This window comes from Micromonospora sp. WMMD987 (assembly GCF_029581435.1).
Classification (GTDB): Bacteria; Actinomycetota; Actinomycetes; order Mycobacteriales; family Micromonosporaceae; genus Micromonospora; species Micromonospora rifamycinica.
In genome coordinates this window covers 924,920-951,590 of the sequence record NZ_CP120861.1, presented here as the reverse complement: position 1 = coordinate 951,590, position 26,671 = coordinate 924,920, and the positions used below count along the sequence as shown (strand labels likewise).

At 72.8% G+C, this 26,671-nt stretch carries 16 protein-coding genes; 14 read left to right on the top strand and 2 right to left on the bottom strand.

Going from position 1 to position 26,671, the window contains the following annotated elements; translation table 11 throughout:
* Window positions 1-12 precede the first annotated feature (12 nt).
* From O7612_RS04210 to O7612_RS04170, 9 genes are all read left to right on the top strand, one after another.
* Window positions 13-6,315, top strand: a complete 6,303-nt coding sequence (locus tag O7612_RS04210) for a non-ribosomal peptide synthetase (protein WP_282273788.1) — start codon at window positions 13-15, stop codon at window positions 6,313-6,315.
* Window positions 6,315-7,130: a methyltransferase domain-containing protein gene (locus O7612_RS04205; protein ID WP_067303128.1), complete on the top strand. Its 816-nt coding sequence runs from the start codon at window positions 6,315-6,317 to the stop codon at window positions 7,128-7,130. Before O7612_RS04210 ends, O7612_RS04205 begins: the two co-directional genes overlap by 1 nt.
* Window positions 7,127-11,032 carry a non-ribosomal peptide synthetase gene (locus O7612_RS04200; protein ID WP_282270643.1) on the top strand — a complete coding sequence of 1,302 codons (3,906 nt, stop codon included), beginning with the start codon at window positions 7,127-7,129 and terminating at the stop codon, window positions 11,030-11,032. Before O7612_RS04205 ends, O7612_RS04200 begins: the two co-directional genes overlap by 4 nt.
* 49 nt (window positions 11,033-11,081) lie before the next feature.
* Complete coding sequence (gene dpgA / locus O7612_RS04195) at window positions 11,082-12,233, top strand: 3,5-dihydroxyphenylacetyl-CoA synthase DpgA (RefSeq protein ID WP_282270641.1); 1,152 nt, start codon at window positions 11,082-11,084, stop codon at window positions 12,231-12,233.
* Between the two features lie 56 nt (window positions 12,234-12,289).
* Window positions 12,290-12,955: an enoyl-CoA-hydratase DpgB gene (gene dpgB / locus O7612_RS04190; RefSeq protein ID WP_282270640.1), complete on the top strand. Its 666-nt coding sequence runs from the start codon at window positions 12,290-12,292 to the stop codon at window positions 12,953-12,955.
* Window positions 12,936-14,261 (top strand): (3,5-dihydroxyphenyl)acetyl-CoA 1,2-dioxygenase DpgC, encoded by a 1,326-nt coding sequence (gene dpgC, locus O7612_RS04185; protein WP_282270638.1) that lies wholly within the window; start codon window positions 12,936-12,938, stop codon window positions 14,259-14,261. The genes dpgB and dpgC overlap by 20 nt, the downstream gene beginning before the upstream one ends.
* A gap of 133 nt (window positions 14,262-14,394) precedes the next feature.
* Window positions 14,395-14,976, top strand: a complete 582-nt coding sequence (locus O7612_RS04180; RefSeq protein WP_282270636.1) for a PadR family transcriptional regulator — start codon at window positions 14,395-14,397, stop codon at window positions 14,974-14,976.
* 28 nt (window positions 14,977-15,004) lie between these two features.
* Window positions 15,005-16,276 (top strand): MFS transporter, encoded by a 1,272-nt coding sequence (locus O7612_RS04175; protein WP_282270634.1) that lies wholly within the window; start codon window positions 15,005-15,007, stop codon window positions 16,274-16,276.
* Between the two features lie 143 nt (window positions 16,277-16,419).
* A complete protein-coding gene (locus O7612_RS04170) occupies window positions 16,420-18,879 on the top strand; it encodes a BTAD domain-containing putative transcriptional regulator (protein WP_282270632.1) in 2,460 nt (819 codons plus the stop codon).
* 25 nt (window positions 18,880-18,904) lie between these two features.
* Here O7612_RS04170 and O7612_RS04165 read toward each other — a convergent pair whose 3' ends face one another.
* Window positions 18,905-19,156 carry a RyR domain-containing protein gene (locus tag O7612_RS04165; RefSeq protein ID WP_282270630.1) on the bottom strand — a complete coding sequence of 84 codons (252 nt, stop codon included), beginning with the start codon at window positions 19,154-19,156 and terminating at the stop codon, window positions 18,905-18,907.
* A gap of 28 nt (window positions 19,157-19,184) precedes the next feature.
* Complete coding sequence (locus tag O7612_RS04160) at window positions 19,185-21,311, bottom strand: toll/interleukin-1 receptor domain-containing protein (RefSeq protein WP_282270627.1); 2,127 nt, start codon at window positions 21,309-21,311, stop codon at window positions 19,185-19,187.
* 131 nt (window positions 21,312-21,442) lie between these two features.
* Here O7612_RS04160 and O7612_RS04155 point away from each other — a divergent pair, with 131 nt between their 5' ends.
* The 5 genes from O7612_RS04155 to O7612_RS04135 all read left to right on the top strand — a co-directional run bounded on the left by O7612_RS04155 (window position 21,443) and on the right by O7612_RS04135 (window position 26,536).
* Window positions 21,443-22,054, top strand: coding sequence for an NUDIX hydrolase (locus O7612_RS04155; RefSeq protein ID WP_282270625.1), 612 nt, complete (start codon window positions 21,443-21,445; stop codon window positions 22,052-22,054).
* Entirely contained in the window at window positions 22,051-23,097 is a 1,047-nt protein-coding gene (locus O7612_RS04150) for a macro domain-containing protein (RefSeq protein ID WP_067303160.1), read from the top strand. Before O7612_RS04155 ends, O7612_RS04150 begins: the two co-directional genes overlap by 4 nt.
* Window positions 23,094-24,911, top strand: a complete 1,818-nt coding sequence (locus tag O7612_RS04145) for a hypothetical protein (protein WP_282270618.1) — start codon at window positions 23,094-23,096, stop codon at window positions 24,909-24,911. Before O7612_RS04150 ends, O7612_RS04145 begins: the two co-directional genes overlap by 4 nt.
* Before the next feature lie 132 nt (window positions 24,912-25,043).
* On the top strand, window positions 25,044-25,769 hold the full coding sequence (locus tag O7612_RS04140) for an ATP-binding cassette domain-containing protein (RefSeq protein ID WP_282270616.1): 726 nt from the start codon (window positions 25,044-25,046) through the stop codon (window positions 25,767-25,769).
* Complete coding sequence (locus O7612_RS04135) at window positions 25,766-26,536, top strand: ABC transporter permease (protein ID WP_282270614.1); 771 nt, start codon at window positions 25,766-25,768, stop codon at window positions 26,534-26,536. The genes O7612_RS04140 and O7612_RS04135 overlap by 4 nt, the downstream gene beginning before the upstream one ends.
* Window positions 26,537-26,671 lie beyond the last annotated feature (135 nt).

Below are 26,671 nucleotides of genomic sequence, written 5' to 3'. Positions count from 1 at the left end.
TGAGCAACAGTGATGGTCCCGTTGTCCTTCGCGCAGCGCCGACTGTGGTTCCTCGACCGCCTCGAAGGCCCCTCGGCGACGTACAACATCCCCGTGGTCACCCGGATCCGGGACGCGGTGGATGTGGCGGCTCTCGATGCGGCCGTCGGGGACGTGGTCAGCCGGCACGAGGTGCTCCGCACCGTGTACGTGGAGGTCGACGGGGAACCGTCGCAACGGGTGCTGCCGGCCGACCGGGTGCGGGTCGACTTCGCCCACCGGGCGGTCACCGCCGACGAGGCCGACGAGGCCCTGGTCGAGGTCTGCGCGCAGCCGTTCGACCTGACCCGCGAGCTGCCCGTCCGGGTCCGGCTGTTCAGCCTGGACGCGCGGGAGCACCTGCTGGCGATCTCGCTGCACCACATCGCCGCCGACGGGACCTCGATGGGGCCGCTGAGCCGCGACCTGGCGACGGCGTACGCCGCCCGCCTCGCCGGGACGGCCCCGGCGTGGGAGCCGTTGCCGATCCAGTACGCCGACTACGCCCTGTGGCAGCGCGACCTGCTCGGTGCCGACGACGACCCGGACAGCCGGGCGAACCGCCAGCTGACCTACTGGCGGTCGGTCCTGGCGGGGTTGCCCGACGAGCTGCCCCTACCCACCGACCACCCCCGCCCCGCACACCCCACCCACCACGCCGGCCGCATCGACCTCACCATCCCCACCCACACCCACACCACACTCCGCACCATCGCCCGCACCCACGACGCCACCCTCTTCATGCTCATCCAAACCGCCATCGCCACCCTCCTCACCCGCCTCGGCTGCGGCACCGACATCCCCCTCGGCACCGTCGTCGCCGGACGCACCGACGACACCCTCGACAACCTCATCGGCTTCTTCGTCAACACCCTCGTCCTACGCACCGACACCAGCGGCAACCCCACCTTCACCGACCTCCTCCACCGCGTCCGCGACACCACCCTCACCGCCCTCGACCACCAAGACCTCCCCTTCGACCGCCTCGTCGCCCACCTCCAACCCACCCGCACCCTCGCCCGACACCCCCTCTTCCAGGTCGCGTTCGCCGTCGACCGGGGGCTCGTGCTGACCCTGGACCCGCTGTCCGTGCGGTCGGAGAAGCCGCCGTTCGACACGGCCAAGTTCGACCTGTTCTTCGGCTTCGTCGCGCACGACGACGGCGAACTGGAGCTGAGCCTCACCTACGCGGAGGACCTGTTCACCCGGGCCGGCGCGGCGGCGGTCGGGCAGCGGCTGGTGAACCTGCTGACGCAGCTCGCCACCGACCCGGCCCGCAGGGTGACGGCGACCGACGTACTCACCGAGGGCGAGCGCGAGAAACTGCTGAACGGTTTCAACGCCTCGGCTGCCCGGGTCGTCCCGGAGACCGTGCCGGCGCTCTTCGCCCACCAGGTCCGCCGGAACCCGGACGCTGTCGCGGTGGCGCACGCCGCCGGCCAGCTCAGCTACCGCGAGCTGGACCTGCGGGCGAACCGGTTGGCGCACTACCTGACGGCGCACGGCGTCGGCCCGGACGTGCACGTCGCGGTGTCGATGCGCCGGTCGGTGGAGCTGGTCACCTGCCTGCTGGCGGTGGCCAAGGCGGGTGGCTGCTACGTGCCGGTCGACCCGGCGTACCCCACCGTCCGGAAGCAGTTCGTCCTGGGGCAGACCGCGCCGGCGGTCATCCTCGTCGACGACCCCGCCCACCTGCCGGGCTCCCCGGCGGCCAAGACCGTCCTGGTCGGCGGTGACCTGTGGCGGGAGGTGTCGACCCTGCCCACCGACGAGCCACGGCCGCCACTCGCCCTGGACCACGGCGCCTATGTGATCTACACGTCCGGTTCGACCGGGCAGCCGAAGGGCGTGACCGTCACCCACCGGGGGATCAGTCGCCTGGCCCACCGCTACCGGCGGGACTTCGGTGTCCGGCCGGGCAGCCGGATCCTCCAGCTCGCCTCGATCGGCTTCGACGGGTCGGTGTGGGAGATGTACATGGCGCTGCTCGCTGGTGGTGCGGTCGTACCGTTCGACCCGGAACGGCTGCTCCTGCCGGCGGAGGCCGACCGCGACCAGCTCGGCCTGACCACCCACGTCACGGTCACCCCGAGCCTGCTCGCCACGTTGCCGACGAGCATCCTGCCGGCCGGGGCGACGGTCATCACCGCCAGCGAGGCGTGCCCGCAGTGGCTGGTGGACACCTGGGCGGCCGACCACCGGCTGATCAACTCGTACGGTCCGACCGAGGTGACCGTCTGCGCCAGCGGCGGCCCCCTGCCCCATGGCCAGCCGGTGACCATCGGGACGCCGGTGGCGAACACCGCCTGTTACGCGCTGGACGCGACGCTGCGGCCGGTGCCGGTGGGGGTGGCCGGGGAGCTGTACGTGGCCGGGGAGGGCCTCGCCCGAGGTTACGTGAACCGGCCGGAGCTCACCGCCAGCCGGTTCGTGGCCAACCCGTACGGGCCGGCCGGGAGCCGGCTGTACCGGACCGGTGACCTGGTCAGGTGGGACCGCGACGGGCGGCTGCACTTCCTCGGTCGTACCGACGACCAGGTCAAGATCCGGGGCTTCCGGATCGAGCTGGGCGAGGTCGAGACCACCCTCACCGGCCACCCCGGGGTCCGCCAGGCAGCCGTGGTGGTCCGCGAGGACCAACCCGGTGACCGGCGGATCGTCGCGTACCTGGTGCCCGAGGACGACGACCTCGACCTGTCGGCGCTCCGCGGGGCGGTCGGCGACCGGCTGCCCGACTACATGGTCCCGGCCGCCTTCGTCACCATGGCCGCGCTGCCGATGACCCCGAACGGCAAGCTCGACCGCAACGCCCTGCCCGCGCCCGGGTACCCGACCGCCGGCCGGGCCGTTGCGCGCACCGCCCGGCAGGAGGTGCTCTGCCAGCTCTTCGCCGCCGTCCTCGGGGTGCCCGAGGTGGGCGTCGACGACGACTTCTTCGACCTGGGTGGTCACTCGCTGCTGGCCACCCGCCTGGTCAACCGGGTGCGCGGCGTCCTGGGCGTCGACGTCGGGGTACGGGACCTGTTCGCCAACCCCACCGTCGCCGCCCTCGAACCCCGGCTCACCACCGGCACCCGCCGTCCCCCGGTGACGGTGGCCGTCCGGCGGCCCGACCCGCTGCCGCTGTCCTTCGCCCAGCGTCGACTGTGGTTCCTGCACTCGGTGCAGGGACCGTCGGCGACGTACAACGTGCCGGTCACCACCAGGATCACGGGCAGGGTGGACGTACCGGCCCTCCGCGCCGCCGTCGACGACCTGGTCGCCCGGCACGAGGTGCTGCGCACCGTCTACGTCGAGGTGGACGGTGAGCCCACCCAGCACGTGCTGCCTGTCGCACCGGGGCTGGTCGAGTTCATCCACCAGCGGGTGCCCGACGCCGAGCGGCAGGAGGAGGCGGTGCGCGCCGCCTCCGCCCGCGCCTTCGACCTGGCCCGGGAAACCCCCCTCACGGTCCGGCTGGTCAGCCGCGACGACCTGGCGGACGAGCACCTGCTCGTGGTCAACCTGCACCACATCGCCGGTGACGGCGCGTCGATGGGACCGCTCGGCCGGGACCTCGCCGACGCGTACGCGGCCCGGGTCGACGGGCACGAACCCGACCGGGAGCCGTTGCCCGTCCAGTACGCCGACTACACGCTGTGGCAGCGCGACCTGCTCGGCGACGCCGACGACCCGGGCAGTGAGCTGCGCCGGCAACTGGACCACTGGGGAACGGTCCTGGCGGGGTTGCCCGACGAGCTGCCCCTACCCACCGACCACCCCCGCCCCGCACACCCCACCCACCACGCCGGCCGCATCGACCTCACCATCCCCACCCACACCCACACCACACTCCGCACCATCGCCCGCACCCACGACGCCACCCTCTTCATGCTCATCCAAACCGCCATCGCCACCCTCCTCACCCGCCTCGGCTGCGGCACCGACATCCCCCTCGGCACCGTCGTCGCCGGACGCACCGACGACACCCTCGACAACCTCATCGGCTTCTTCGTCAACACCCTCGTCCTACGCACCGACACCAGCGGCAACCCCACCTTCACCGACCTCCTCCACCGCGTCCGCGACACCACCCTCACCGCCCTCGACCACCAAGACCTCCCCTTCGACCGCCTCGTCGCCCACCTCCAACCCACCCGCACCCTCGCCCGACACCCCCTCTTCCAGGTCGCCCTGTCCCGGGCCGACCGCACGCCCACCTCGACCCCGCTGCCCGGGCTGGAGACCGCACCGGAGCCGACCAGACTGGCGGTCGCGAAGTTCGACCTCGACTTCACGGTCGCCGACGAACCGGTCGACGCCGACCTCCAGATCACCCTCACGTTCGCCACCGACCTGTTCACCACCGCGACGGCCGCGGCGCTCGGGGAACGGCTGGTGGCGATCCTGCAGCAGGTCGCGCTCCGACCGGCCATCCCGGTCGGCAGCCTGGACGTCCTCACCACCCGGGAACGGCGGCAGCTGCACGCCGAGGCCGACGACCCGCCCGTGGTGCCGTGCAGCGTGGTCGCCGCCTTCGACGAACAGGCCGCACGGACGCCCGACGCGCCCGCCCTCACCGAGGGTGGGGTCACCCTCAGCTACGCCGAGCTGCGGGACCGGGCCGAGCGGCTGGCCCGGACGCTACGCGCCAACGGCGTCGGCGACGAAACGCCCGTACCGGTGCTCATGCAGCGGTCGGTGGACCTCGTGGTCGCGTTCCTCGCGGTGCTCAAGGCCGGTGGCGCGTACCTGCCGATCCACACCGCCTACCCGGTGCAGCGGATGCGCGCGGTGGCCGCGGACACCGCCTCACCGGTCCTGCTGGTGGACGACTCGTTCCAGGCCCACGAGCTGGCGAACGACGAGCGGGCCGCCGGCCGGGTCGTGCTGACCGGGACGCCCCGGGACGCCGACGCGGCGGTGCCGCTCCCGCCGGTCCACCCGCAGCAGCTCTGCTACGTCATGTACACGTCCGGCTCCACCGGCGAGCCGAAGGGCATCCAGATCACCCACCAGGGCGTCGTCGACCTGGTCCGCGACCCCAGCTGGGCGCTGCACGCCGGGGACCGCATCCTGCTGCACTCCCCGCACGCCTTCGACGCCTCCACCTGGGAACTCTGGGGTCCTCTGCTGCACGGCGGAACAGTCGTCGTGGCACCGCCCGACGCCGTGGCGGCGGCCGTGCTCCAGCGGCTGGTCCGCACCCACGGCATCACCCGGTTGAGCCTCACCGCCGGGCTGTTCCGGGTCGTCGCCGACGAACTGGTCGACGTCTTCCGGGAGTTGGACGAGGTGACCACGGGTGGGGACGTCATCTCCGCCCGGGCCGTCGCGCGCACCGTCGAGCACTGCCCCGACACGGTGGTCCGCACCACCTACGGCCCCACCGAGATGACGCTGTGTGTCACCCAGTACCCCTGGCGGCACGGGGAGGACGTGCCGGCGACGGTCCCCCTCGGACGTCCGATGGCGTACACCGGCGTGCACCTGCTGGACCGCCGTCTCCAGCCCGTCCCGGCCGGGGTGCCCGGCGAGATCTACCTCGCCGGGTCCGGTACCGCCCGTGGTTACCTGCGCCAGCCGGGGACCACCGCCGCCCGCTTCGTCGCCGACCCGTTCGGGCCTCCCGGCGGCCGGCTGTACCGCACCGGTGACCTGGCCCGCTGGAACACCGACGGGAGTCTGCTCTTCCTCGGCCGCACCGACGACCAGGTGAAGGTGCGCGGCTACCGGATCGAGCTGGGCGAGATCGAGAACGCGCTCACCGGCCGGGACGACGTCCGGCAGGCCGCCGTGGTGGTCCGCGAGGACCAGCCCGGCGACAAGCGGATCGTCGCCTACCTGGTGCCCACCGCAGACCCCGTCGACCCGGTCGTCCTGCGCCGTGACCTCGGTGCCCGGCTGCCGGACTACATGGTGCCCGGCGCCTTCGTCACCATGACCGCACTGCCGGTCACCGCCAACGGCAAGCTCGACCGGAAGGCGCTGCCGGCACCCACCCACACCCCCGGCGCCGGGGCCGGTCCGCGGACCGCCCGGCAGGAGGTGCTCTGCCGGCTCTTCGCCGACGTCCTCGGCCTGCCGGAGGTCGGCGTGGACGACGACTTCTTCGACCTCGGCGGCCACTCGCTGCTCGCCACCCGCCTGGTCAACCGGGTCCGTACCGCGCTGGGCGTCGAGGTGGGCGTCCGGCAGCTCTTCGAGAACCCCACCGTCGGCGCGCTGGAGCCGTGGCTGGTCTCGGCCAGGCCGGCCCGACCGACGCTGCGGGCCCGGTCGGCGGCCCGTGACACCGATCGAAAGGACGTACCGTGATGTTCCCCCCTGCCCTGCTCAAGGGTGACGAGCTGTACGAACACGAGGCCAGCGCCCCCTACGACGCCTCACGTGACCTGTCCAAGTACCTGCTCATGCACTACGGCAGTCTCGAGGACGTCTTCCACCAGAGCGGGCATCCCCTGGCCATGGCCCACGGATACTGCCAGCGCCTGTCGGACCTGCTGCGTTCGTGCGCCCAGCGCACCGGCACCAGCGTCGCCCGCGCGCTCGACGTCGGGTGCAGCGTCGGCGGGGTCACCCACGCCCTCGGCGCGTGGGTGACCGACCAGGTGGTCGGCGTGGACATCAGCCGCCGGTCGGTGGAGATCGCCCAGGCGCTGACCCACCACGGCGGCGGCACGTTCTCCGTCATCGAGCAGGGGCCGTTCCACCGGGAGGTGTCCATCCTCGTCGAGCCGGGTGACCGGGCACGGGTGGCCTTCGAGGTCGGCGACGCCAACGCGCTGCGGGTCGGGGAGCAGCCGTTCGACGCCGTCGTCCTGTCCAACGTGCTGGACCGGGTCGCCCGGCCGGCGGCGTGCCTGGAACAGTTCACCGGGTCCACGGCGATCCTGCGCACCGGCGGGCTGCTGATGGTCGCCTGCCCCTGGTCGTGGTATCCGGAGTACAGCCACCCCGACGAGTGGCTCGGGTCCGCGGCCACCGGCACACCGAGCGAGACCGCCCTCAAGGCGTTGCTCGCCGGCCACTTCGACCTGGTCGCCGAGGTCGACGAACCCGGCGTCCTGCGGCAGAACCCCCGGGAGTACGACTACTTCGAGTCACACGTCACCGTCTGGAGGAAACGGTGACGGCCGGGCCGACGACCGGCACCGCGATACCCCTGTCGTACGCCCAGCGTCGGCTGTGGTTCCTGGGCCGGATGGAGGGACCGTCGGCGACCTACAACGTGCCGGTGGTGAACCGGATCACCGGCCCGGTCGACCCGGCCGCCCTACGGGCGGCGGTCGCCGACGTCGTGGCCCGGCACGAGGTGCTGCGCACCGTCTACCGCGAGGTGGACGGCGAGCCCGTCCAGCAGGTCCTGCCGGCCGCCCGGGCACGGGTCGAGGTCTCTCACGAGAGGGTCGCCGCCGACCGGGTGGACGCGCGGGTCGCCGAGCTGTGTGGCCTGACGTTCGACCTGGTCACCGGGCCGCCGTTGGCGGTGTGGCTGCTCACCACGGACGACCGCGATCACCTGCTGGTCCTCCTCGTGCACCACATCGCCGCCGACGGCACGTCGATGGGTCCGCTGAGCCGGGACCTGACCATGGCGTACGAGGCCCGCCTCGGCGGCGGCCCGCCGGCATGGGAGCCGTTGCCCGTGCAGTACGCCGACTACACCCTGTGGCAGCGGGAACTGCTCGGTGCCGACGACGACCCGGCGAGCGAGGTGCGTCGGCAACTCGACTTCTGGCGGCGGACCCTCCGCGGGTCGCCCGAGGAGCTGCCCCTGCCCGTCGACCGGCCACGCCCGGCCGCCGCCTCGTACCGGGGCGGCACGGTGCCGTTCGCGGTCGGCGCGGCCACCCACGCCCGGCTGCGGGACCTCGGGCAGGGCGAGCACGCGACGGTCTTCATGGTGGTCCAGGCGTGCATCGCGACGCTGCTCACCCGGCTCGGCTGCGGCCCGGACATCCCGCTCGGCACGGCGGTGTCCGGTCGGCTCGACGAGGCCCTGGACGACCTGGTGGGTCTGTTCGTCAACTCGCTGGTGCTGCGCACCGACACCTCCGGCGATCCCTCCTTCACCGAGCTGCTGCGCCGGGTCCGGGACGCCGACCTGGCCGCCTTCGACCACCAGGACCTGCCGTTCGAGCGGCTGATCGAGGACCTCCAACCGGCCCGGTCGCTGGGCCGGCACCCGCTTTTCCAGGTGTTCTTCCTGCTCGCCAGCGGCGGCAGCGGGGACGTGCGCCTGCTCGGGCTGCCCGGTGCGCCGTACCGTCCGAGACACGACGTGGCCAAGTTCGACCTGTCGTTCTACCTGGCGGAGGAGTTCGACCAGGCGGGTCGACCGGCCGGGATCAGGGGCATCGTCGAGTACGCCGACGACCTGTTCGACCGGGCGTCGGCGGAGCTGCTGGCCGGACAGCTCGCCCGGGTGCTGGAGACCGCGGCGGCCGACCCCGCGCGACGGATCGGTGCGGTCGACCTGCTCGACGACGACGATCGGCACCGGCTGCTGGAGAGCCGCAACGACACGGCCCGTCCGGTGCCCGACGTCCGGGTCACCGACCTGTTCACCGGGCAGGTGGCCGTCACCCCGGACGCCGTCGCGGTGATGGCCGGTGACCGGCGGCTGACCTACCGCGAGTTGGACGAACAGGCCGAGCTGCTCGCCGGGTCGCTGCGCCGCTGCGGGGTCGGACCGGAACGCTTCGTCGCCCTGGCCCTGGCCCGTACGGAACAGGTCCTGGTGGCGATCCTGGCGATCTGGAAGGCCGGTGGGGCCTATCTGCCGATCGACACCGGGTATCCGGCGGGGCGGATCTCGTTCGTCCTGGACGACACCCGGCCGGTACTGCTCCTGACCGACCGGGCGAGCAGCGACGGACTGCCCGACGTGGACGGTTGCCCGCGCTTCCTGCTGGACGGACGGCGCAGCGGCCCGCTGTCCCCGTGCGCCGGCCCCGCCGACGGGGCCGCCGGACCGGGGCAGGCCGCCTACGTGCTGTACACGTCCGGTTCGACCGGGCGGCCCAAGGGGGTCGTGGTCACCCACGCCAACCTGGTCAACCTGCTCCTGGCGATGCGGGACCGGCTGCGGTTCGGCCCGGCCGACCGGATCGCGGCGACCGTCACCGTCGCGTTCGACGCGTCGGTGGTCGAGCTGCTCAGCCCACTGGTGTCCGGCGCCACGGTGGTGCTGGTGCCCCGCGACACGGCACGGGATCCCGCCGGGCTGGCGACGCTGCTGCGGCGTCGGGGGATCACGGCCATGCAGGGCACGCCGAGCCTGTGGCAGGTGCTGATCGGCCTCGCCCCGGAGGCGGTGCGCGGGCTGCGCATGCTCAGCGTCGGGGAGGCGCTGCCCCGGCGGCTCGCCGAACGGATGCGCGACCACGGTCGTGAGGTGGTCAACCTGTACGGACCGACCGAGACGACGGTCTACTCCACCACCGCGGTCGTCGACGGACGCCCCGGCGCACCCCCGATCGGGCGGCCGATCGCCAACACCCGGGCATACGTGCTCGACGATGCGTTGCGGCCCGTGCCGGAGGCGACCGTCGGCGAACTCTACCTGGCCGGCGCGGGGGTGGCCCGGGGTTACCTGAGGCGGCCGGCGCTGACCGCCGGGCGGTTCGTGGCCGACCCGTACGGCCGACCGGGATCCCGGATGTACCGCACCGGCGACCTGGTCCGCTGGGCCCGCGACGGGCACCTGGAATACGTGGGCCGCTCCGACGACCAGATCAAGATCCGTGGTCACCGGATCGAGCCGGGCGAGATCAGCGCCGTGTTGGACACCCATCCGGACGTCTCCGCGTCGGTGGTGGTGGCCCCGGTGGCCGGGACCGGCGACCGGACCCTGGTCGGGTACGTGGCCCGGCGGCCCGGTGCCGATCCCGACCCGGAGGCTCTCCGCACCCACCTGGCCGCCCGGCTTCCCGAATACATGGTCCCTTCGGCACTGGTCGTGCTGGACGTGCTGCCCACCAACGCCAACGGCAAGGTGGACCGGTCGGCGCTGCCCCGGCCGCCCCGCCCCACCGGCGGCAGGGCACCGGCCAGCCCCCGGCAGCAGGTCCTCGCCGACCTGTTCGCCGAGGTGCTGGGGGTGCCCACCCCGGGGATCGACACCAGCTTCTTCGACCTCGGCGGCCACTCCCTGCTCACTCCGCGCCTGGTCAGCCGGATCGCCGCCGTCCTCGGCGTAGACGTGGGGGTACGGGCGGTCTTCGCCGCTCCGACCGTCGCCCAGCTCGACCGGGTCGTCGACCGGGTCCTGGAGCACACCGGACCGACCGGGTTGGAGGCGGTGCTCTCCTACCGCGCCGACGGCGACCGGCCGCCGCTGTTCGTGTTCCCTCCGGCCAACGGCCTGGGCTGGGGCTACTCGGCGCTGCCCCGGTTCGTCCCGGCCGGCCGTCCCGTGTACGCCCTGCAGGATCCCCGGCTCGCCGACGGGCCGGTCGACGACCGGACCGTGGCCGACCTGGCGGCGGGGTACCGGGAGACCGTCACCAGGCTCCGGGGCACCGGCCCGTACCTGTTGCTGGGTTGGTCGTTCGGGGGGACGGTGGCCCACCAGGTGGCGGTGGAGCTGCGCGCCCGGGGCGAGGAGGTCGCCCTGCTCGTCCTGCTCGACGCGCATCCCGGCGGGGACGGCCCCGTCGCGGTCAGCGACGCCGACGCCCGCCGCGTCGGGCTGGACGGGGTGGCCGTCGGCGACGGGAACCCCCGGGCGGCACTGGTCGCGGCGGGAAGTCCGCTGGCGTCCCTCGACGACCCGACGGTGGACCGCCTGCTCGCAGTGACGAAGGCGAACCTGCGGGCGATGGCCGCGCACACCCCGGGCCGGTTCGACGGGCCGGCGCTCGGCTTCGTGGCCACCCGGCACCACAGGGGCTCCGACCTGGCCTGGCGGCCGTACCTGACCGGGCCGGCGGAGTTCCACGACCTGGACTGCGGACATCTCGACATCGTCAAGGCCGAGGCCATGTCGGTGCTCGGCCCCGTCATCACCGAAAGGATGAGCGACTCGTGACCATCCGGAACGCGAAACGCCTGATCAGGAGCCGGAAACGGATGTGGGGGTGGACGTACCGGTGAGCACCGCGACCGCGCCACTGCCCCATCCGGGACTGCTCCGCGCCGCGCCGCCGCCGGCGCTCGGAACCCACGACATGGCCCGCGTCCTCGCGGTCGGCACGGCCGTCCCGCCGACCGGATACACCCAGCGGGAACTGCTGGACATCCTCGACGTCCGCGATCCCCGCATCCGGTCGGTGTACCTCAACAGCGCCATCGAGCGCCGGTTCCTCACCCTCCCCGAGGCGGGGCCGGACGGCACCCGCGTCATGGAGACCACCGGACAGCTCCTCGCCAAGCACAAGCAGCAGGGCGTGGCGATGGGCGTCCGGGCGGTGCACGAGTGCCTCAAGCAGACCGGGGCGGACCTCTCCGACGTGCGCTACCTGTGCTGTGTCACCTCCACCGGCTTCCTGACCCCGGGTTTCAGCGCGCTGCTCATCCGGGAGTTGGGGCTCGACCGGCACGTCAGTCGCGCCGACGTGGTCGGCATGGGATGCAACGCCGGCCTGAACAGTCTGAACGTGGTCGCTGGCTGGGCCCGTAGCAACCCGGGCGAGCTGGCGGTGATGGTCTGCATCGAGGCCTGCTCGGCGGCGTACGTCTTCGACAGCACGATGCGTACCTCGGTGGTGAACAGCCTCTTCGGGGACGGTTCGGCGGCGGTCGCGCTGGTCGCCGGCGGTCGGGACGACGACACCGTCCCCCACCGGACCACGCCCCGGATCGTCGACTTCACCAGCTGCATCATCCCCGAGGCGGTGGACGCGATGCGGTACGACTGGGACACCGCCCAGAACGGCTTCAGCTTCTACCTCGACCCCGACATCCCGTACGTGGTCGGCGCGCACGCCAGGGCGACGGTGGACCGGCTGCTCGGCCGTTCCGGGTTGCGGCAGGACGACGTCGCCCACTGGCTGGTCCACTCGGGGGGCAAGAAGGTCATCGACGCCGTCGGGGTGAACCTCGGCCTGACCCGCTACGACCTGCGGCACACCATCAGCGTGCTGCGCGACTACGGCAACCTGTCCAGCGGATCGTTCCTGTTCTCCTACGAACGGCTGTTGCGCGAAGCCACCGTCCGCCCCGGCGAGTACGGCGTGTTCATGACCATGGGTCCGGGCTCCACCATCGAGACCGCCCTGGTCCGTTGGTGACCCGACCGTCCCCACCCGACCTGGGTGAAGAGCCCCCACCCGACCTGGGAGAAGACATGCCCCTCCAGCACGTCGTCGACGGCACCCTGCCCCTCACGGCGGCGGTCGTCGCCGCACTCGACGCCTTCATCGACACCGTTCAGGACGCCCCCGCCGGGCGGGTCGCCGTCCTCGAACTCACCGGGACACCCCCGGACCGGAAGCACCCGGCGCTGAGCCTGGTCAACAAGTGGGAGCGCGTCCTGCGCCGGTGGGAACGGGTGGCCGCGCCGACGGTGGCGGTGGCCCGGCAGGACTGCGGCGGCACCGCCGTGGAGATCCTGCTCGCCACCGACCTCCGGATCGCGGCGACCGACGCCCGCCTGCACCTGCCGGCCGCCGGGTCAGGGGTCTGGCCCGGTATGGGGCTGTACCGGCTGGTGAACCAGGCCGGTTACGCCCGGGTGCGCCGGGACGTCCTCTTCGGCAACGTGATCCCGGCCGACCGGGCCTTCGCCCTCGACCTGGTCGACGAGGTGACCGACGACCCCGCGGGCGCCGTCGCCGTGGCGGTGGCCGCGCTCGCCGCCGCGGGGCCCGACGTCGCGGTCCGGCGGCAGTTGATGCTCGACGCGACCACCACCCCGTTCGAGGAGGCTCTCGGTCGGCACCTGGCCGCCTGTGACCGGGTCCTGCGCGACGGGGACGACGAGGAGGCGCGTGATGTCGTCTTCGCCGGTTGAGCGGGTCGGACAGCTGGCCGGGGCGCGGGACGTCACCGCCGCCGAGGCAGCACTGGACAGGCTCCTCGCCGGCTGTCCCACCCCGAGCCGTCGTTCACCGCGGCAGCGGGAGGCGGTCGCGGCGGCCCGCGGCCGGGCGCGTGACCTGAAGGACGCGTTCCTGCGGACGTCCGTCGACCAGCTCTACGACGAGCTGACCGACGGCCACCGACGGTTCCTCCGGCTGGACGACCTGTGCGCCGCAGCCGCCACGGCGGTGCCCGGTCTGGTGCCGACCCCGGCCCGGTCCGACGCGGAACTGCTCCGGCCGCCGGCTGAGAAGGAGGGCCTCGACGTCGACCAGAGCATCCTGGTCAGCCACGTGCTGCGTTCCGACCGGGCCGGCCCGCATCTGCTGGCGGCGATGCGGCGGCCCACCCGCCGGGCCGGTGACCTGCTGCCGGAGCTGCTGCGGACCGGCGCGGTGGAGCTGCGTTCGGTCCGGGTGGAGGTCCGCGACGGGGCGGCGCACCTGACGATGCGGCGTGCCGACTGCCTGAACGCGGAGGACAACGAACAGGTCGAGGACATGGAGACCGCCGTCGATCTGGCGCTGCTCGCCCCCTCGGTGCGGGTCGGGGTGCTCCGGGGCGGCGTGATGACCCATCCCCGGTACGCCGGTCGACGGGTGTTCAGCGCCGGGATCAACCTGAAGTCCCTGCACGCCGGACGGATCTCGTACCTGGGCTTCCTGCTGCGCCGGGAGTTGGGCTACCTCGCCAAGATCGTCCACGGGTTGACCGGCGGAGGCGACGACGCCTGGGACGACGGGGCGGTGCAGAAGCCGTGGATCGCCGCAGTGGACACCTTCGCGATCGGCGGCGGGGCGCAGATCCTGCTCGCCTGCGACCGGGTGATCGCCGAGCGGGGGGCCTTCTTCAGCCTCCCGGCCGCGCAGGAGGGGATCATCCCCGGTGCGGGGAACCTGCGGCTCGGCCGGGTCGCCGGGGGCCGGCTCTCCCGGCAGATCGTCCTCGTCGGGCGGCGGGTCACCACCGACGAGCCGGCGGCCGGGTTGCTGTTCGACGAGGTCGTACCGGCGGACGGGATGGACGCGGCGATCGTCCGGGAGGTGACCCGGATGGACAGTCCGGCGGTGGTGGCGAACCGCAGGATGCTGAACCTCGCCGAGGAGCCGCAGGCGCTGTTCCGGCTCTATCTGGCCGAGTTCGCCGTCCAGCAGGCGCGGCGGCTCTACAGCGGGGACGTGCTGGACAAGGTCACCCGGTTCAGCACCGGCCCGCTCGCCGGGGCACCGGCGCGTTGACCGGCACGGCGCGGGGCGCGAGCGGACCTGGTGGCCTCCGACGTCGGCGGGTCACGGGTGCCGACCTCCTTCCCCGACGATACATAGCGATATATCGTTGGGGGGTTCGTCCTGCGTACCGTGGAGGTTGTCGATGACGGACCGGCACGTGCACCTGGGGCCCGACGCGGACCCGTCGGACATGCCACCACCACCGCTGCCACCGTTGCCGCCACCACCACCACCGCCACCGCCGCCGGGCCGGGTCCGACGGCCGGTCCGGATGCGCCGGGGAGACGTGCGGGCGGCGCTGCTCTCGCTGCTGCACGAGCAGCCGGGCAACGGCTACCAGCTCATCCGGGCCATCACCGACCGCAGCGGGGGCCGGTGGCGGCCCAGCCCCGGATCGGTCTACCCGGCGCTGTCGCAACTGGAGGACGAGGGCCTGGTCGTCACCACCGGCACCGGCGCCGAACGCCGCTGCCACCTCACCGACGCCGGCCACGCGTTAGTGACCGGCGACCCCGCCCGGACACACGAGCCGTGGGCCGCGGCGGCCCGGCTGGTGCCCGACGCGGTCGTCGAGGTCCGGGCCGCGCTCGACGGCCTGACCGCCGCCGTCAACCAGGTCACCACCGCCGGCACCGACGCACAACTCGACCGGACCGCTCGGGTGCTGGCGTCGGTCCGCCGCGACGTCTACCGCATCCTCGCCGGCGACGATGCCACCCGATGAGCACCCCTTCGAGGCCAGGAGCAACGTGATGGAGGCACCACCCGGCGTCCCGACCGTTCTCGACGCGGCACCTTCCGACGAAACCCCGCTGCGGCGCAACCGCAACTTCCAGCTCCTGTGGAGCGGGTCCGCGCTCGCGTTCCTCGGGCGGGAGATCACCGACCTCGCCTACCCGCTGGTGGTCCTGGCCGCCACCGGCTCGGCGGCCTGGGCCGGCACGTTCGGTGCCGTGCAGATGCTGGTGGCCCTGCTGGTCGGTCTGCCGGCCGGGGCACTCGTCGACGCGTACGACCGGCGGGTCCTGCTGATCACCATGGAATCGGTCCGGGCCACGGCCTCGGCGAGCGTCCTGGTGGCGGTCGCGCTCGACGCGGTCACCCTGCCGCACCTGCTGGCCGCCGGGGTGGCGGTCGGCGCGGTCCAGCCGCTCGGCGGCTCGGCCCGGATGCTCCTCGTCCGGTCGGTGGTGCCGCCGAGGCAGCTCACCGCCGCGCTGACCCAGGAGGAGATCCGTACCCACGCGGCGGCACTGTCCGGCCCTCCGCTGGCCGGCCTCCTCTACGCCACCGCGACGGCGTTGCCCTTCCTGGGCAGCACCGTCTCGTTCCTGGTGTCCGCCTTCTGCGCGGTGTTCGTCCGGCCCCCGGCCCGGGACAGGGAGGCCGGCACCGGGGCCGGGAAGGGCCGGCTTCTCCGCCACGCGCTCGCCGGGCCCGCCCAGCTCTGGCGGGTGCCGGCGCTACGGGCGGCCACCGTCTTCGCCGCGGCGCTGAACCTGGTCACCGCACCGCTGATCCTCGTCGTCATCGTGGTGCTGACCCGCCAGGGGGCGTCCCCGACCGTGATCGGTCTGACCTCGGCCGGCCTCGCGTTGGGTGGGCTCGCCGGCACGCTGCTGGTCCGCCCGCTGCACTGGGCGCTCGGGCCCGGCACGCTCATGCTCTGGCTCGGCGGCACGGCGGTCGCCACCATCGCGGCGCTGGCCCTGCCCTGGGGTTCGTGGTGGCTGGCGGCCGCGCTGTTCCTGCTCGGTCTCGGTGGGCCGTCGATGCGGGTGCTGGTCGACATTCTCATCTTCCGGCAGATACCCGATGAGCAACGGGGCCGGGCCATCTCGGCGTTCATGACGATCCTCACCGCCGGCGCGGCGGTCGGCCTGTTCCTCTCCGGGCAACTCCTGCGGTGGATACCGTCGTCGATCGCGATCCTGAGCCTGGCGGGCCTCCTGGCGATCACCGTCGTGGTCGCGGCGACCGACCGGCGGATCCGTACCGCCCGCTGGCCGGACGAGTCGCCCTGACACCCACCCGACAGACCGGTCCGGCCGTACCCGGATACACGGGATGCCGGCCACGCAATCGATCAGTATCGTGGTCCTGAGCGGACGTTAAGGAAAGGCGACCAGGACGGATCACAGCACTGGCGGACTCAACGGGGGCTATAGTGGAAATTCGGGTACTCGGACCGGTCGAGTTGTGGCATCGGGGAAGGCCGATACGACTCGCCCGCCGGCAACAACGGCTCATTCTCGGCATCCTGGCGCTCCGGGCGAACGAATCGGTGTCGACGAGTCAGCTGATCGACCTGCTCTGGGGGGACGCGCCGCCCAGGCAGGCCAGGGCGGTGGTGCAGACCCGGATCAGTGAGCTGCGCGCCGTGCTCAACACCGCTGACGGCGGCCTGGTCCACCTGCACACCCGGGGCGGGGAGTACCGGCTCGAGTCGCCCCCGTCCGCCGTCGACGCCCAGCACTTCCTTGCCCTCTCCCAGGCCGCCCGGGAGGAGCCGGACGCGGCGAGCGCGGTCCGTACCCTCGGTCGGGCACTCGACCTGTGGCGGGGTCCGGTTCTCGGCGGGGACGTCCCCGATGAGAGCTACGCGACCGTCTGCCAGCGGCTGGAGTCCGCCCGCCTCACCGCCGTCGAGGAACTCTTCGACCTCGAACTCGACCAGGGCAACCAGCGGGGGATCGTCGACGAACTGCTGGCGACCGCCCAGGCCAACCCGTCCCGCGAACGCCTCGTCCGGCAGCTCATGCTGGCCCTGAGCAGGGTGGGCCGCAGCGCGGAGGCACTCAGCCACTACGAGAGATGGCGGCGGTGGCTGGCCGACGAGTTCGGGGCCGATCCACAGCCGGAGACCCAACGCGTACACCTGTCGATACTGCGCGAGGGCCACGAGGACCCGGTCGAGGAGGTGGCCGCGTCCGCGGACGGCCCGGTCGGCAGGCAGCCGCACGCCGACGTGTCCCGACTCCTGCCACCGGACATCAGCGACTTCACCGGCCGTACCGTCGAGGTCGAACGGATGCGTCGGCTGCTCACCGCGCCGACACGGACCGGGGTGGCGGTGGTGACGGTGGTCGGGTCGGGCGGCGTCGGCAAGTCCGCCCTCTCGGTGCACGTCGCGCACACCGTCCAAGAGAGCTTCCCGGACGGACAGATGTACGCCGACCTCCACGGCTGCGACCACCGTGACCCGGTCGATCCGGCCGAGGTGCTCGGTCGGTTCCTCCGGGCACTCGGGGTGGCCGGTACGGCGGTGCCCGACACCGTCGAGGAACGGGCGGACCTCTACCGGAATCTCCTCGCCGAGCGACGGGTCCTGGTGGTGCTCGACAACGCGGCCACCGACGAACAGATCATCCCGCTCGTGCCGGCGGGCCGGCAGTGCGCGGTGATCGTCAACGGTCGCGCCCACCTCGGGTCGACCTTCGGTGCGTCGACGCTACGGCTGGCGGCCCTCGACCCCGCCTCGGCCGGTGAACTGCTCGCCCGGGTGACCGGTGACCAGCGGGTGCACGCCGAGCCGGCGGCCGCCGCCGAACTGTCCCGTCAGTGCGGGTTCCTCCCGCTCGCCCTACGCGTCCTCGGAGCCCGGCTCGCCGCGAAGCCGCACTGGAGCGTGGAGAAGCTCCGCGGGATGCTCCGGGACGAGAGCCGCCGATTGGACCAGCTCAGCTACCGCGAGTGGGACGTACGGGCGAGCCTGGCGGCCAGCTACGTCGGACTGTCCGAGGACGCGCGGCGACTGCTACGCCTGACCGGTCACCTCGACCTCGCCCACACCGACCCGGGGATCGCCGCCGCATCGCTGGACGTCTCCCCCGGTGAGGGTGAAGCACTGCTGGAGCAACTCTTCGACGCGCACCTGGTGGAGGCGGTCCGGGCCGAACCCATGGTCGGCGCCCGCTTCCGGCTGCACCACCTGGTGCGCCTCTACGCCCGGGAACGCGCCACCGCCGAGGACGATCCGGCGGAGCTGACCGCCGCCCGGAGCCGGGGCTTCGGCGCCTGGCTCACCCTGGCCGAACTGGCCCGCAGGGCGGTCGGCGACGACACAAGCATGCGGCACCGTGCCGTCGCGGAGCGTTACCCGGTCGGCGGGGAGCCGGCCCGGCTGGCCCGCACGGCACCCCTGACCTGGTTCGACAGTGAACGCGCGGCGCTCGCCGTGGTCGCCCGCAGAGCTGCGGGGAAGGGGCATCCGGCGGCCTGCTGGGAGCTGGTCGACGCCGTCTCCCCGCTGTTCCGGCTGCGCCGCTCGCTCACCGAGTGGCACGAGCTGCTACTCGTCGCGCTGGCCAGCGCCCGCTCGGCCGGAGACCGGCTGGGCGAGGCGACCATCCTGCACCGGCTCGCCGCGTGCAGCCGTGACCGGCAGGACTTCACCCGGGCCGAGCGGTACGTCGAGGAGTCGCAGGCGCTCTTCGCGACGGTCGAAGACCACGGACTCCCGTACCTGGCCCGCACCGGCCCCGTCCCGGGCGAAACGCCACGCGCGGCGACGCCCACACCCGCCCACCGGTTCCGACTCGACGACCTCGGACGCATCGCCGCCGGACCGCGTGCCGGCCTGCTCCTGGTCGAGGACGATCCCGACACCGGGCCGGCGAGGCGCTGAACCCGCGCACCGGCTGGGAGCGGGCCTACCGGGGCTGCTCAGAGGTGGGGTCGCGTTCGATCCGGAAGCCGAGCTTGATCAGCAGCCGGATCGTCCCGTCGATGAGCTCCCGGTCGTAGGACTTGTCGCCGTCGTCCAGATCCTCGTAGGCGACCAGGTTCGGGTGGGTCTTCTCCACGTCGTCGCGGGCCTCGCCGTACCGCCAGCCGTCCGCGAGCCGTTTCGCGGCCCAGATGTCGTGCGCCTGGCGGGACAGCGTCTCCCGTTCCCTGCGCACCTCCGGCGGCACCTCGACCCCACTGGTGTCAATCGGCTGCGGATGCCACACCGGATGCCCCCTCGTCTGCCGCGTCGGTGCGCGGCGGTCGCGGCCAGTGCGCAGAGACTAACCGGCTGACGGTGGTGAACGCGCGCTCCGCCGCCACCGCACGGGCGGCGTCGTCCGCGTCGGGTGGCGCGACCCCGACGACCGCGCTGAAGTGGCTGATCCGCCCGTAGGACCGGAAGTCCTCCAACTGCTCGACGGTGTCCACCGACAGCACGCCCACCGCCACCGTGTCGGGCCAGGTGTCCAGCACCGGGGCGAAGCTGGAGGCGTCCGGGGCGGGCACCACCTCGTCCCCGACGGCCAGCGTTCCCCGTACCACCGACGGCAGTCCCTCCGCCGACGCCGCGACACCCGGATCGGTCGGGTAGTCCCGGTGCAGACTGGGCACGAACGAGCTGTCGATGCTCAACCGGTGGAAGCCGCAGATCCGGTCGGCGACCACCACGTCGGCCGGCACCACGGCCGACGCGGTGCCGAGCAGCACGACGTGCTCCGGTCCGAACGCCTCGACGGCCGCGCGCAGCGCTTCCCGGCCGCCGTCCGTGCCGGCCCGGCAGAGCACCAGTTGGTAGCCGCTGCCCTGCGGACGGGCCACCGTGCCGCCGAGCCAGTCGAAGTGGTTGGGGTGCTCGGCCGTGCCGACCACCGGGGCCGGGTGGCGCAGGGTGCGGGCCGCCGCCGCGTACTCCGTCGGGCCGGTGGCGAGCACGACGACGTCCACGTCCAGCGCGGTCCGCCCGCCGGCCACGGCGATCCCGATACGGGGGCGGTGCCGGCGGTCGGTCAGGTCGGTCAGTGCCCGGTCCACGTCGTCGACGACGCGTCGCACCCGCGCGGCGGCGTCCAGGTGCACCACCGAGGCGCCCTGGACCGGCACGCTGGCACCGGCGTGATGGTCGAGGAAGTACGGCAGAATCCGCATCCGTCCCCGACCGCTCAACTCCAGGGCGATCTCCATCTCCTTCCGGCACCAGGCGCTGTCCAGGTAGTGCCGGCTCACCAGTGGCACGAAGATCCGGCACTCCCCCACCTTGGCGAGCAGGCGGTGCTCCCATGCCTTGCCCCGCGGCAGGTCGCTGTTGAACAGGTAGTGGAAGTGCTCGACGTTGCGCAGGTCCAGCTCCTGGGCGATCAGCTGGGCGAAGTCGTTGTCGCCCTGGGCGCTGCTGAGGAAGACCGGCCCCTGGTCCCGGCCGAGACTCCAGACGTACCGGCGGGCCTCGGGCAGGCCGGCGAACGGGAGGCGGGGCATCTGCAACCGGCCGATCTCCCGGCCCAGCTCCGGCAGCAGCACGTCCATCTCGGACCACCAGATCGCGTGCCGGTTGACCGCGCTGGACGCCTGTAGCGCGTGGCTCACGGCGAGCCGGGGCAGTTGCCGGATGGGGTCGTCGGCGCGGTGGCACACCAACCGGACCGTCGGCACGCCACGGGCCTGGAGGAACGGCAGCACCCAGGACGGTGTCCGAGGATCGAGGACGTCGAGGAGGACGAAGTCGTACCGGTCCAGCAGGGTCGCCGCGCCGGCCGCGTCGACCTCGTCGCGCAGCAGGGCCGCGGAGATTTCGTCCACCTGCCAACCGGCCTGGGAGATGAGCCGGCGCAGCTCCGGCTCGGCCGCCGCGTACTCGGGGGTCGGTGGGAGCACGAGCGCGGCCGCGCCCAACGGGCGGTCCACCTCGTCGGTGTGTTCCCGGGCGCGGGCCACCAGTTCGTCGAGGGCGTCCAGGGGCATCCGGTACGCGGCGAGCCGGTTGCGGTTGAACGGACGGGCCAGGTCGGCGCCGATGAAATGGCGTGCCGGAATGTTGATCTCCGGTATCACCAGTCTCGGCCGGTTCGCCAGGACCGCCATGCCGTACTCGTGCACCGCGAATGGCGAGCACCGGTACTGCGGTTGATTTTCCCGACGCGTGACCACAGCGACGAAACAGGCGGTTCGTCGCATCATCAACTCAAGGTGCATCGTGGACAGGGTTGCGGAGCGCGGGTCGACGGCGAGGGCGAACCGTTCCGACAGCACCTCGAGAAAGAAGTCGGTCACCCGCCGGTCCAGGACGTCGTAGCTGTGGCTGAAGTAGGCCGCTGGGCGCTCGTCGAGCATCTGTGGTCTCCTCTGACGCCATTTTCCGACAGCTCGTTCCAACATCAACGACGTGGGAACCGGAGTTATGCTTAGGTTAAGCGCCGCGCTTCGTGAGGAATGCGCGCTTTTTTTGATCAAGGAGCGGCACCGTGCGTGATCACCAGCCGAACGTCGAGATCCTTTCCGAGCAGGTGCTCCTCACCACCGCGATCTTCACCATCCGGGAAGCCAGACTCCGTTACCGCACCTACGACGCGGACCGCTCCCTGTCCGACGACTGGAGCAGGCCGGTCACGCTCGTCAACGCCGATCGCGGCGATTCCGTGGCAGCGGTCGTCGTGGACACCGCACGTGGGGAAATCGTCCTGGTCGAACAGTTCCGCTTCCCGACCCTGGGCCACGGATCAGGATGGTTGGTCGAACTGGTGGCCGGCATGGTCGACGCCGACGAAGCGCCGGAAACCGCCGTCCGCCGCGAGATCCGCGAGGAGATCGGGTACGACGTCCGCGTTCTGGAGCGGATTTCCACGTTCCATCTCTCCCCCGGGGGATCGTCGGAGCGCGTCACCCTCTTCTACGCCGAGATCGACGACAGCCTGCGGGTGGGTGCGGGCGGCGGTCGGGCCGACGAGGCGGAGAACATCGCCCGTAGAGTGGTGCCACTCGGTGACCTTTCGGCGCTGCTCGACGGCGGCACGATCCAGGATGCCAAGACCCTGGCCGGGCTCCTCTGGCTGCACCGGAAAAGGTCACGGTCATGAATCCGTCGCTGCTCGGCGTCACCGGCGCCCTGATGCTGATCGGCATTCTGCTACAGGTCTGGTTCTCCGCGCCGCAACGCGCCGGCCGGCAGGCCGCCATGCAGCTGCCGTCGGTGCTGCTCTACGCGGTCGCGGTTTCGCTGCTGATGTTCTCGATCTTTCCGGAATCGTACGCCGACGGCCGTGCCCTCGGCTTCAGCATCGGCGGCGCCGCGGCGTTCGTGCTGATCTCCATCACCCTCTCCTTCCAGTGGCTGACCCGGGCCGGCAAGCGCGACGCGCTCGAAGCCGAGGTACGCCAGGCCCGCCAGGAGGTCGACCGGCTGAGGCTGCGGCTGACCATCGTGGAGGCTGCCCAGCAGCCCCAACGGCTACACCGCACCACCCGGACGGTGGCACCCATCCGTCAGGACCGCCGGCACCGGCTCGGCATCGTCACCGGCAACATCGCCAACGTCACCGGCATCGACGTCTGGGTGAACGCCGAGAACACCCGGATGGAGATGGCCCGCCCGACGGAACCGACCATCTCCGGCACGATCCGCTACCGGGGTGGCCGGCGTGACGCGGCCGGCAACCTGGTCGACGACCTCATCTACGACGAGCTGCGCACGGTGGCGCTGAGCACCCCGGTCGCCCCCGCGACCGTGTTCACCACCTCCGCCGGCATGCTCGCCGGGGACAACGGCGTCAAGCGGATCCTGCACGTCGCCTCGGTGGACGGCTCACCGGGCACCGGCTACCGGCAGGTGTCCGACATCGGTGGTTGCATGCGCAACGTGCTGGCCGAACTGGACCGGCTCAACGCCCAGGGCGAGCAGCTCCGGACGGTCGTCATGCCGCTGCTCGGCACCGGCAACGGCGGTGGTGATCTGGAGCGGACCGCGCAGATCATGGTCGAGGCGGCACTGGACTACTTCCGGATCCACCCCACCAGCCGGGTCCGCACCGTCCACCTGCTCGCCTTCACCGACCTGGAGGAGCGGATCATCCGACTGGTGCTGACCGACCACCGGGACATCAGCGGTCTCGAGTCCGGATGACCGTGCTCGACGACGCGGTCGGGACGATCGCGGAACCAGGCCCGGCCGGTGTGCTCTTCTGGACCGGGGCCGGCGTCTCCCGGGGTGCGCCGAGTTGCCTGCCGACCGGTTGGCAGCTCACCGAGCGCGCCTTCGCCGCGCTGTTCCGCCCGTTCACCCTGGACGTCGTGCTCGCGTACCACGAACTGCTGGGCTGGCGGCGGGGGTCGGTGTGCCCGGCTGAGCCGGCCCGGACCCGGCTGCCCCGGCTGGAGACCGCGCTCGGCGCCGGTGCGCAGCAGAGCCCCGACCTGATCGGGGAGATCCTCGCCGACGTGCGGGACGCCCGGCCCAACCCGGTGCACGGGTTCCTCGCCGCCCACCTGCACGGCGGCGGACGCCAGCTCACCGCCAACTTCGACCTGTGCGTCGAACGCGCCCACGTCGGCCGGTACGGCCGGTCGCCGGACCCCGGGCAGCTCCACCACTTCCACAACGCGTTCTCCGACGGGTCGGATCCGGCCCGGCTGGGCGCCACCCTGGCGCGCATCGAACGTGGCTTCGACGCCGCCGACCGGGCGGCGCTCGTCGACCGGCTGCGCGGCCCGGCCCGCCGGGTCGTCATGGTCGGCTACAGCGGCAGCGACTTCTTCGACGTGGACGTGGCGGTCGCCGACCTCCCGCCGGGCTCGCTCGACGGTCTGACCGTCCACTGGGTCAACCACTCGTCGTGTGCCTGGCACCGGCCGACCCCACGGCCGTCGACCGCTGTCTTCGACGTCGAGTACGACGGTCCGGACGGGCTCCTGCCCTCCCTCGCCGGGCACCTGCGCAGGGCCGGGGCCACGGTCGAGTTCCTCTGCGGGCCGACCACCACGCTGCTCGACGGGCTCGCCGGCCGCTGGGGCTTCGACCCGGTGCCCCGGCCGGTCCTGCGGCCACCGCCCGCCGTCGACGTCGCCGTGGACGATCGCCGCCGGACGGCCGCCACCTTCCGGTACTTCCGCGCCGTCGGTCTCGTGCCCGAGGTCCGTCGGCTGCTCGCCGAGGAGCCGGACATCGCCGCCGACGAGCTGGTCCTCGCCCGGTCCGACCTGATGTGGGAGGAGGGCCGGTACGCCGACCTGCGCCGCTGGTGGCGACGGCAGCCACCGTCGCTGCGCCGTACCGAACGCATCGGGGCGACCCTCTGGGTCCAGGGCCGGTTGCTGCCCGCCTACGCGTGGCTGACCTGGCACCGGCGGCGGGCCTCGAACGACGCGGAGCTACGGCTGATCGCCGAGACCGAGGCCCGGGTGATCGAGCACATGCGGCTGGTGCCCGACCTGCGCTGGCTGGGCGGTCCGCTGGCACGCGACGCGGCCCGCTGGTTGCCGGCACCCCGTCAGCGGGACGGGCTGCACGACTTCCGGCGACTCACCGACGTCTCCGGAAGCCTGCGGAACTCCACGGCGGCCGCCTCCCGGCCGGAGTCCGAGGCGGCCGAGACCCAGGAGTGGTTCCTGGAGGCCGGCAACGTCCACGCCGCCCTCGCCTACCAGCACCGGCGGCTGCGGGACACCCATCGCGTCACGACCCCCGTCGCCGAGTTGGACCGGCTCTACCGCGCGCAGCAGCGTCGAGCCGGGATCCTCGGCTCGACGGCGGCGTCCTGGCGGGTGCTCCTGCTTCCCCGGGCCGGGCAGGTGTTCACCCTGCGGGAGGCGGTGGTCGGGTGTGTCGCCGTGCAGTTCGGCGGCTGGCACCGGGTACGCCTGCTCGGTCGGCTCCTGCTCGACCGGCTCCGGTCCCGGATCCGCCCCGCCCCACCGGACGACCAGGGCTCCCCGCCCTGAGCCACCCGCACCCGCACGGCGCGGGCACACCCGACGTACGGCCGCCGCCCTGTTCGATGGGGGAAAACCACCAGGAGGAGCCGGGTGGTTGCCGGCTTCTGACCACCGACGGTGGTGCCTAACGTCGATCTCGTGATCGAACTACGGGATGTGACCAAGAGGTACGGCGACCGGGTCGCCGTGAACGGGCTGACCGTCCGGGTCGAGCCGGGGGCGGTGACCGGCTTCCTCGGCCCGAACGGGTCCGGCAAGTCGACGACGATGCGGATGATCCTCGGTCTGGACGCCCCGGACCACGGTGCGGCGCTGATCGGCGGGGTGCCGTACGCCGACCTGGACTGGCCGTTGCGGTCGGTCGGCGCGCTCCTCGACCCCGGGGCGTTCCATCCCGGTCGCAGCGGCTACGCGCACCTGGCCGCGCTCGCGGCGAGCAACGACGTCCCCCGCTCGCGGGTCGACGAGGTGCTGCGGCTCGTGGGTCTCTCCGAGGCGGCGAAGCGGCGCACCGGCACCTACTCGCTCGGCATGCGCCAACGGCTCGGCGTCGCGGTGGCGCTGCTCGGCGACCCGGGGGTCCTCCTGCTCGACGAGCCGGTCAACGGGCTGGACCCGGAGGGTGTCCGCTGGATCCGGGGGCTGCTGCGCGCCCTGGCCGCCGAGGGCCGGACGGTGTTCGTGTCCAGCCACCTGATCGCCGAGATGGCGCTGACCGCGGACCGGCTGGTGGTCATCGGCCGGGGCGAACTGCTGGCGGAGACCACCGTCGCCGAACTCGCGGGCCGCCACGACTCGCTGGAGGACGCGTTCCTCCGACTCACCTCGCAGTCCACCGACTACCGCGGCACGGAGGTGTCATGAACGGCTACGGATTCCGGCAGGTGGCCCGGATGGAACGGATCAAGCTGGGCAGCGTCCGGTCCACGTGGTGGCTGTCGGCCGCCACGGTGCTGTCGATGGCGGCGACCGGGGTGGGGGTGGGCCTCGGCTACCGGTCCCACACGCCGGTCGCCACCACCGCCCAGATCCTGAACAACAGTCTCAGCGGCGCCATCCTGGCGCAACTGCTCCTGGGCGTGCTCGGCGTCCTGCTGGTGACCGGCGAGTACGGCACCCGGCAGATCCGTTCGACGTTCGCCGCCGTGCCGCGGCGTCGGACCGTCCTGGCCGCGAAGGCCGCCGTGGGCGGTGGCGCGGCTCTCGCCGTCGGCCTGGCCGGGTCGTTCGCCGGCTACCTGGGCGGGCAGCTCGCCATCCGGGGCACCGCCATCCCGACCGCCTCCCTCGGGGATCCGGCGGTCCTGCGGGCGGTCCTGCTGACCGGCGGCTACCTGGCCGCCACCGCGCTGATCGGGGTCGGCATCGGGGCGGTGGTACGGCACTCGGGGGCCGCGATCGGCACGCTGTTCGGGCTGATGCTCGTCCCCACGATCGTGGTCGGGCTGTTCGGCGAGGACGGCATCGTCGTCGGACGCTTCATGCCGCTGCTGATGCTGCTCAACTCGGTGGCGGTGCTCTCGCCCGGCTCGGGGCTGTTCAGCGGGTGGGTCAGCGTGCTGCTGATGGGCGGCTACGCGGCGGTGGCGATCCTGTGCGGTGGCGTCCTGCTCCGTTCGCGGGACGTGTGACCGAACCACCGTGTGACCGGACCACCGTGGGACGGACCACCCGTGGGACCGGCCGACCGGGGACCGGCCACCGCGCGGCCGACGACGGGGGCGGCGATGGTGGTGGTGACGGGGACAGCGGGGGCGGCGACAATG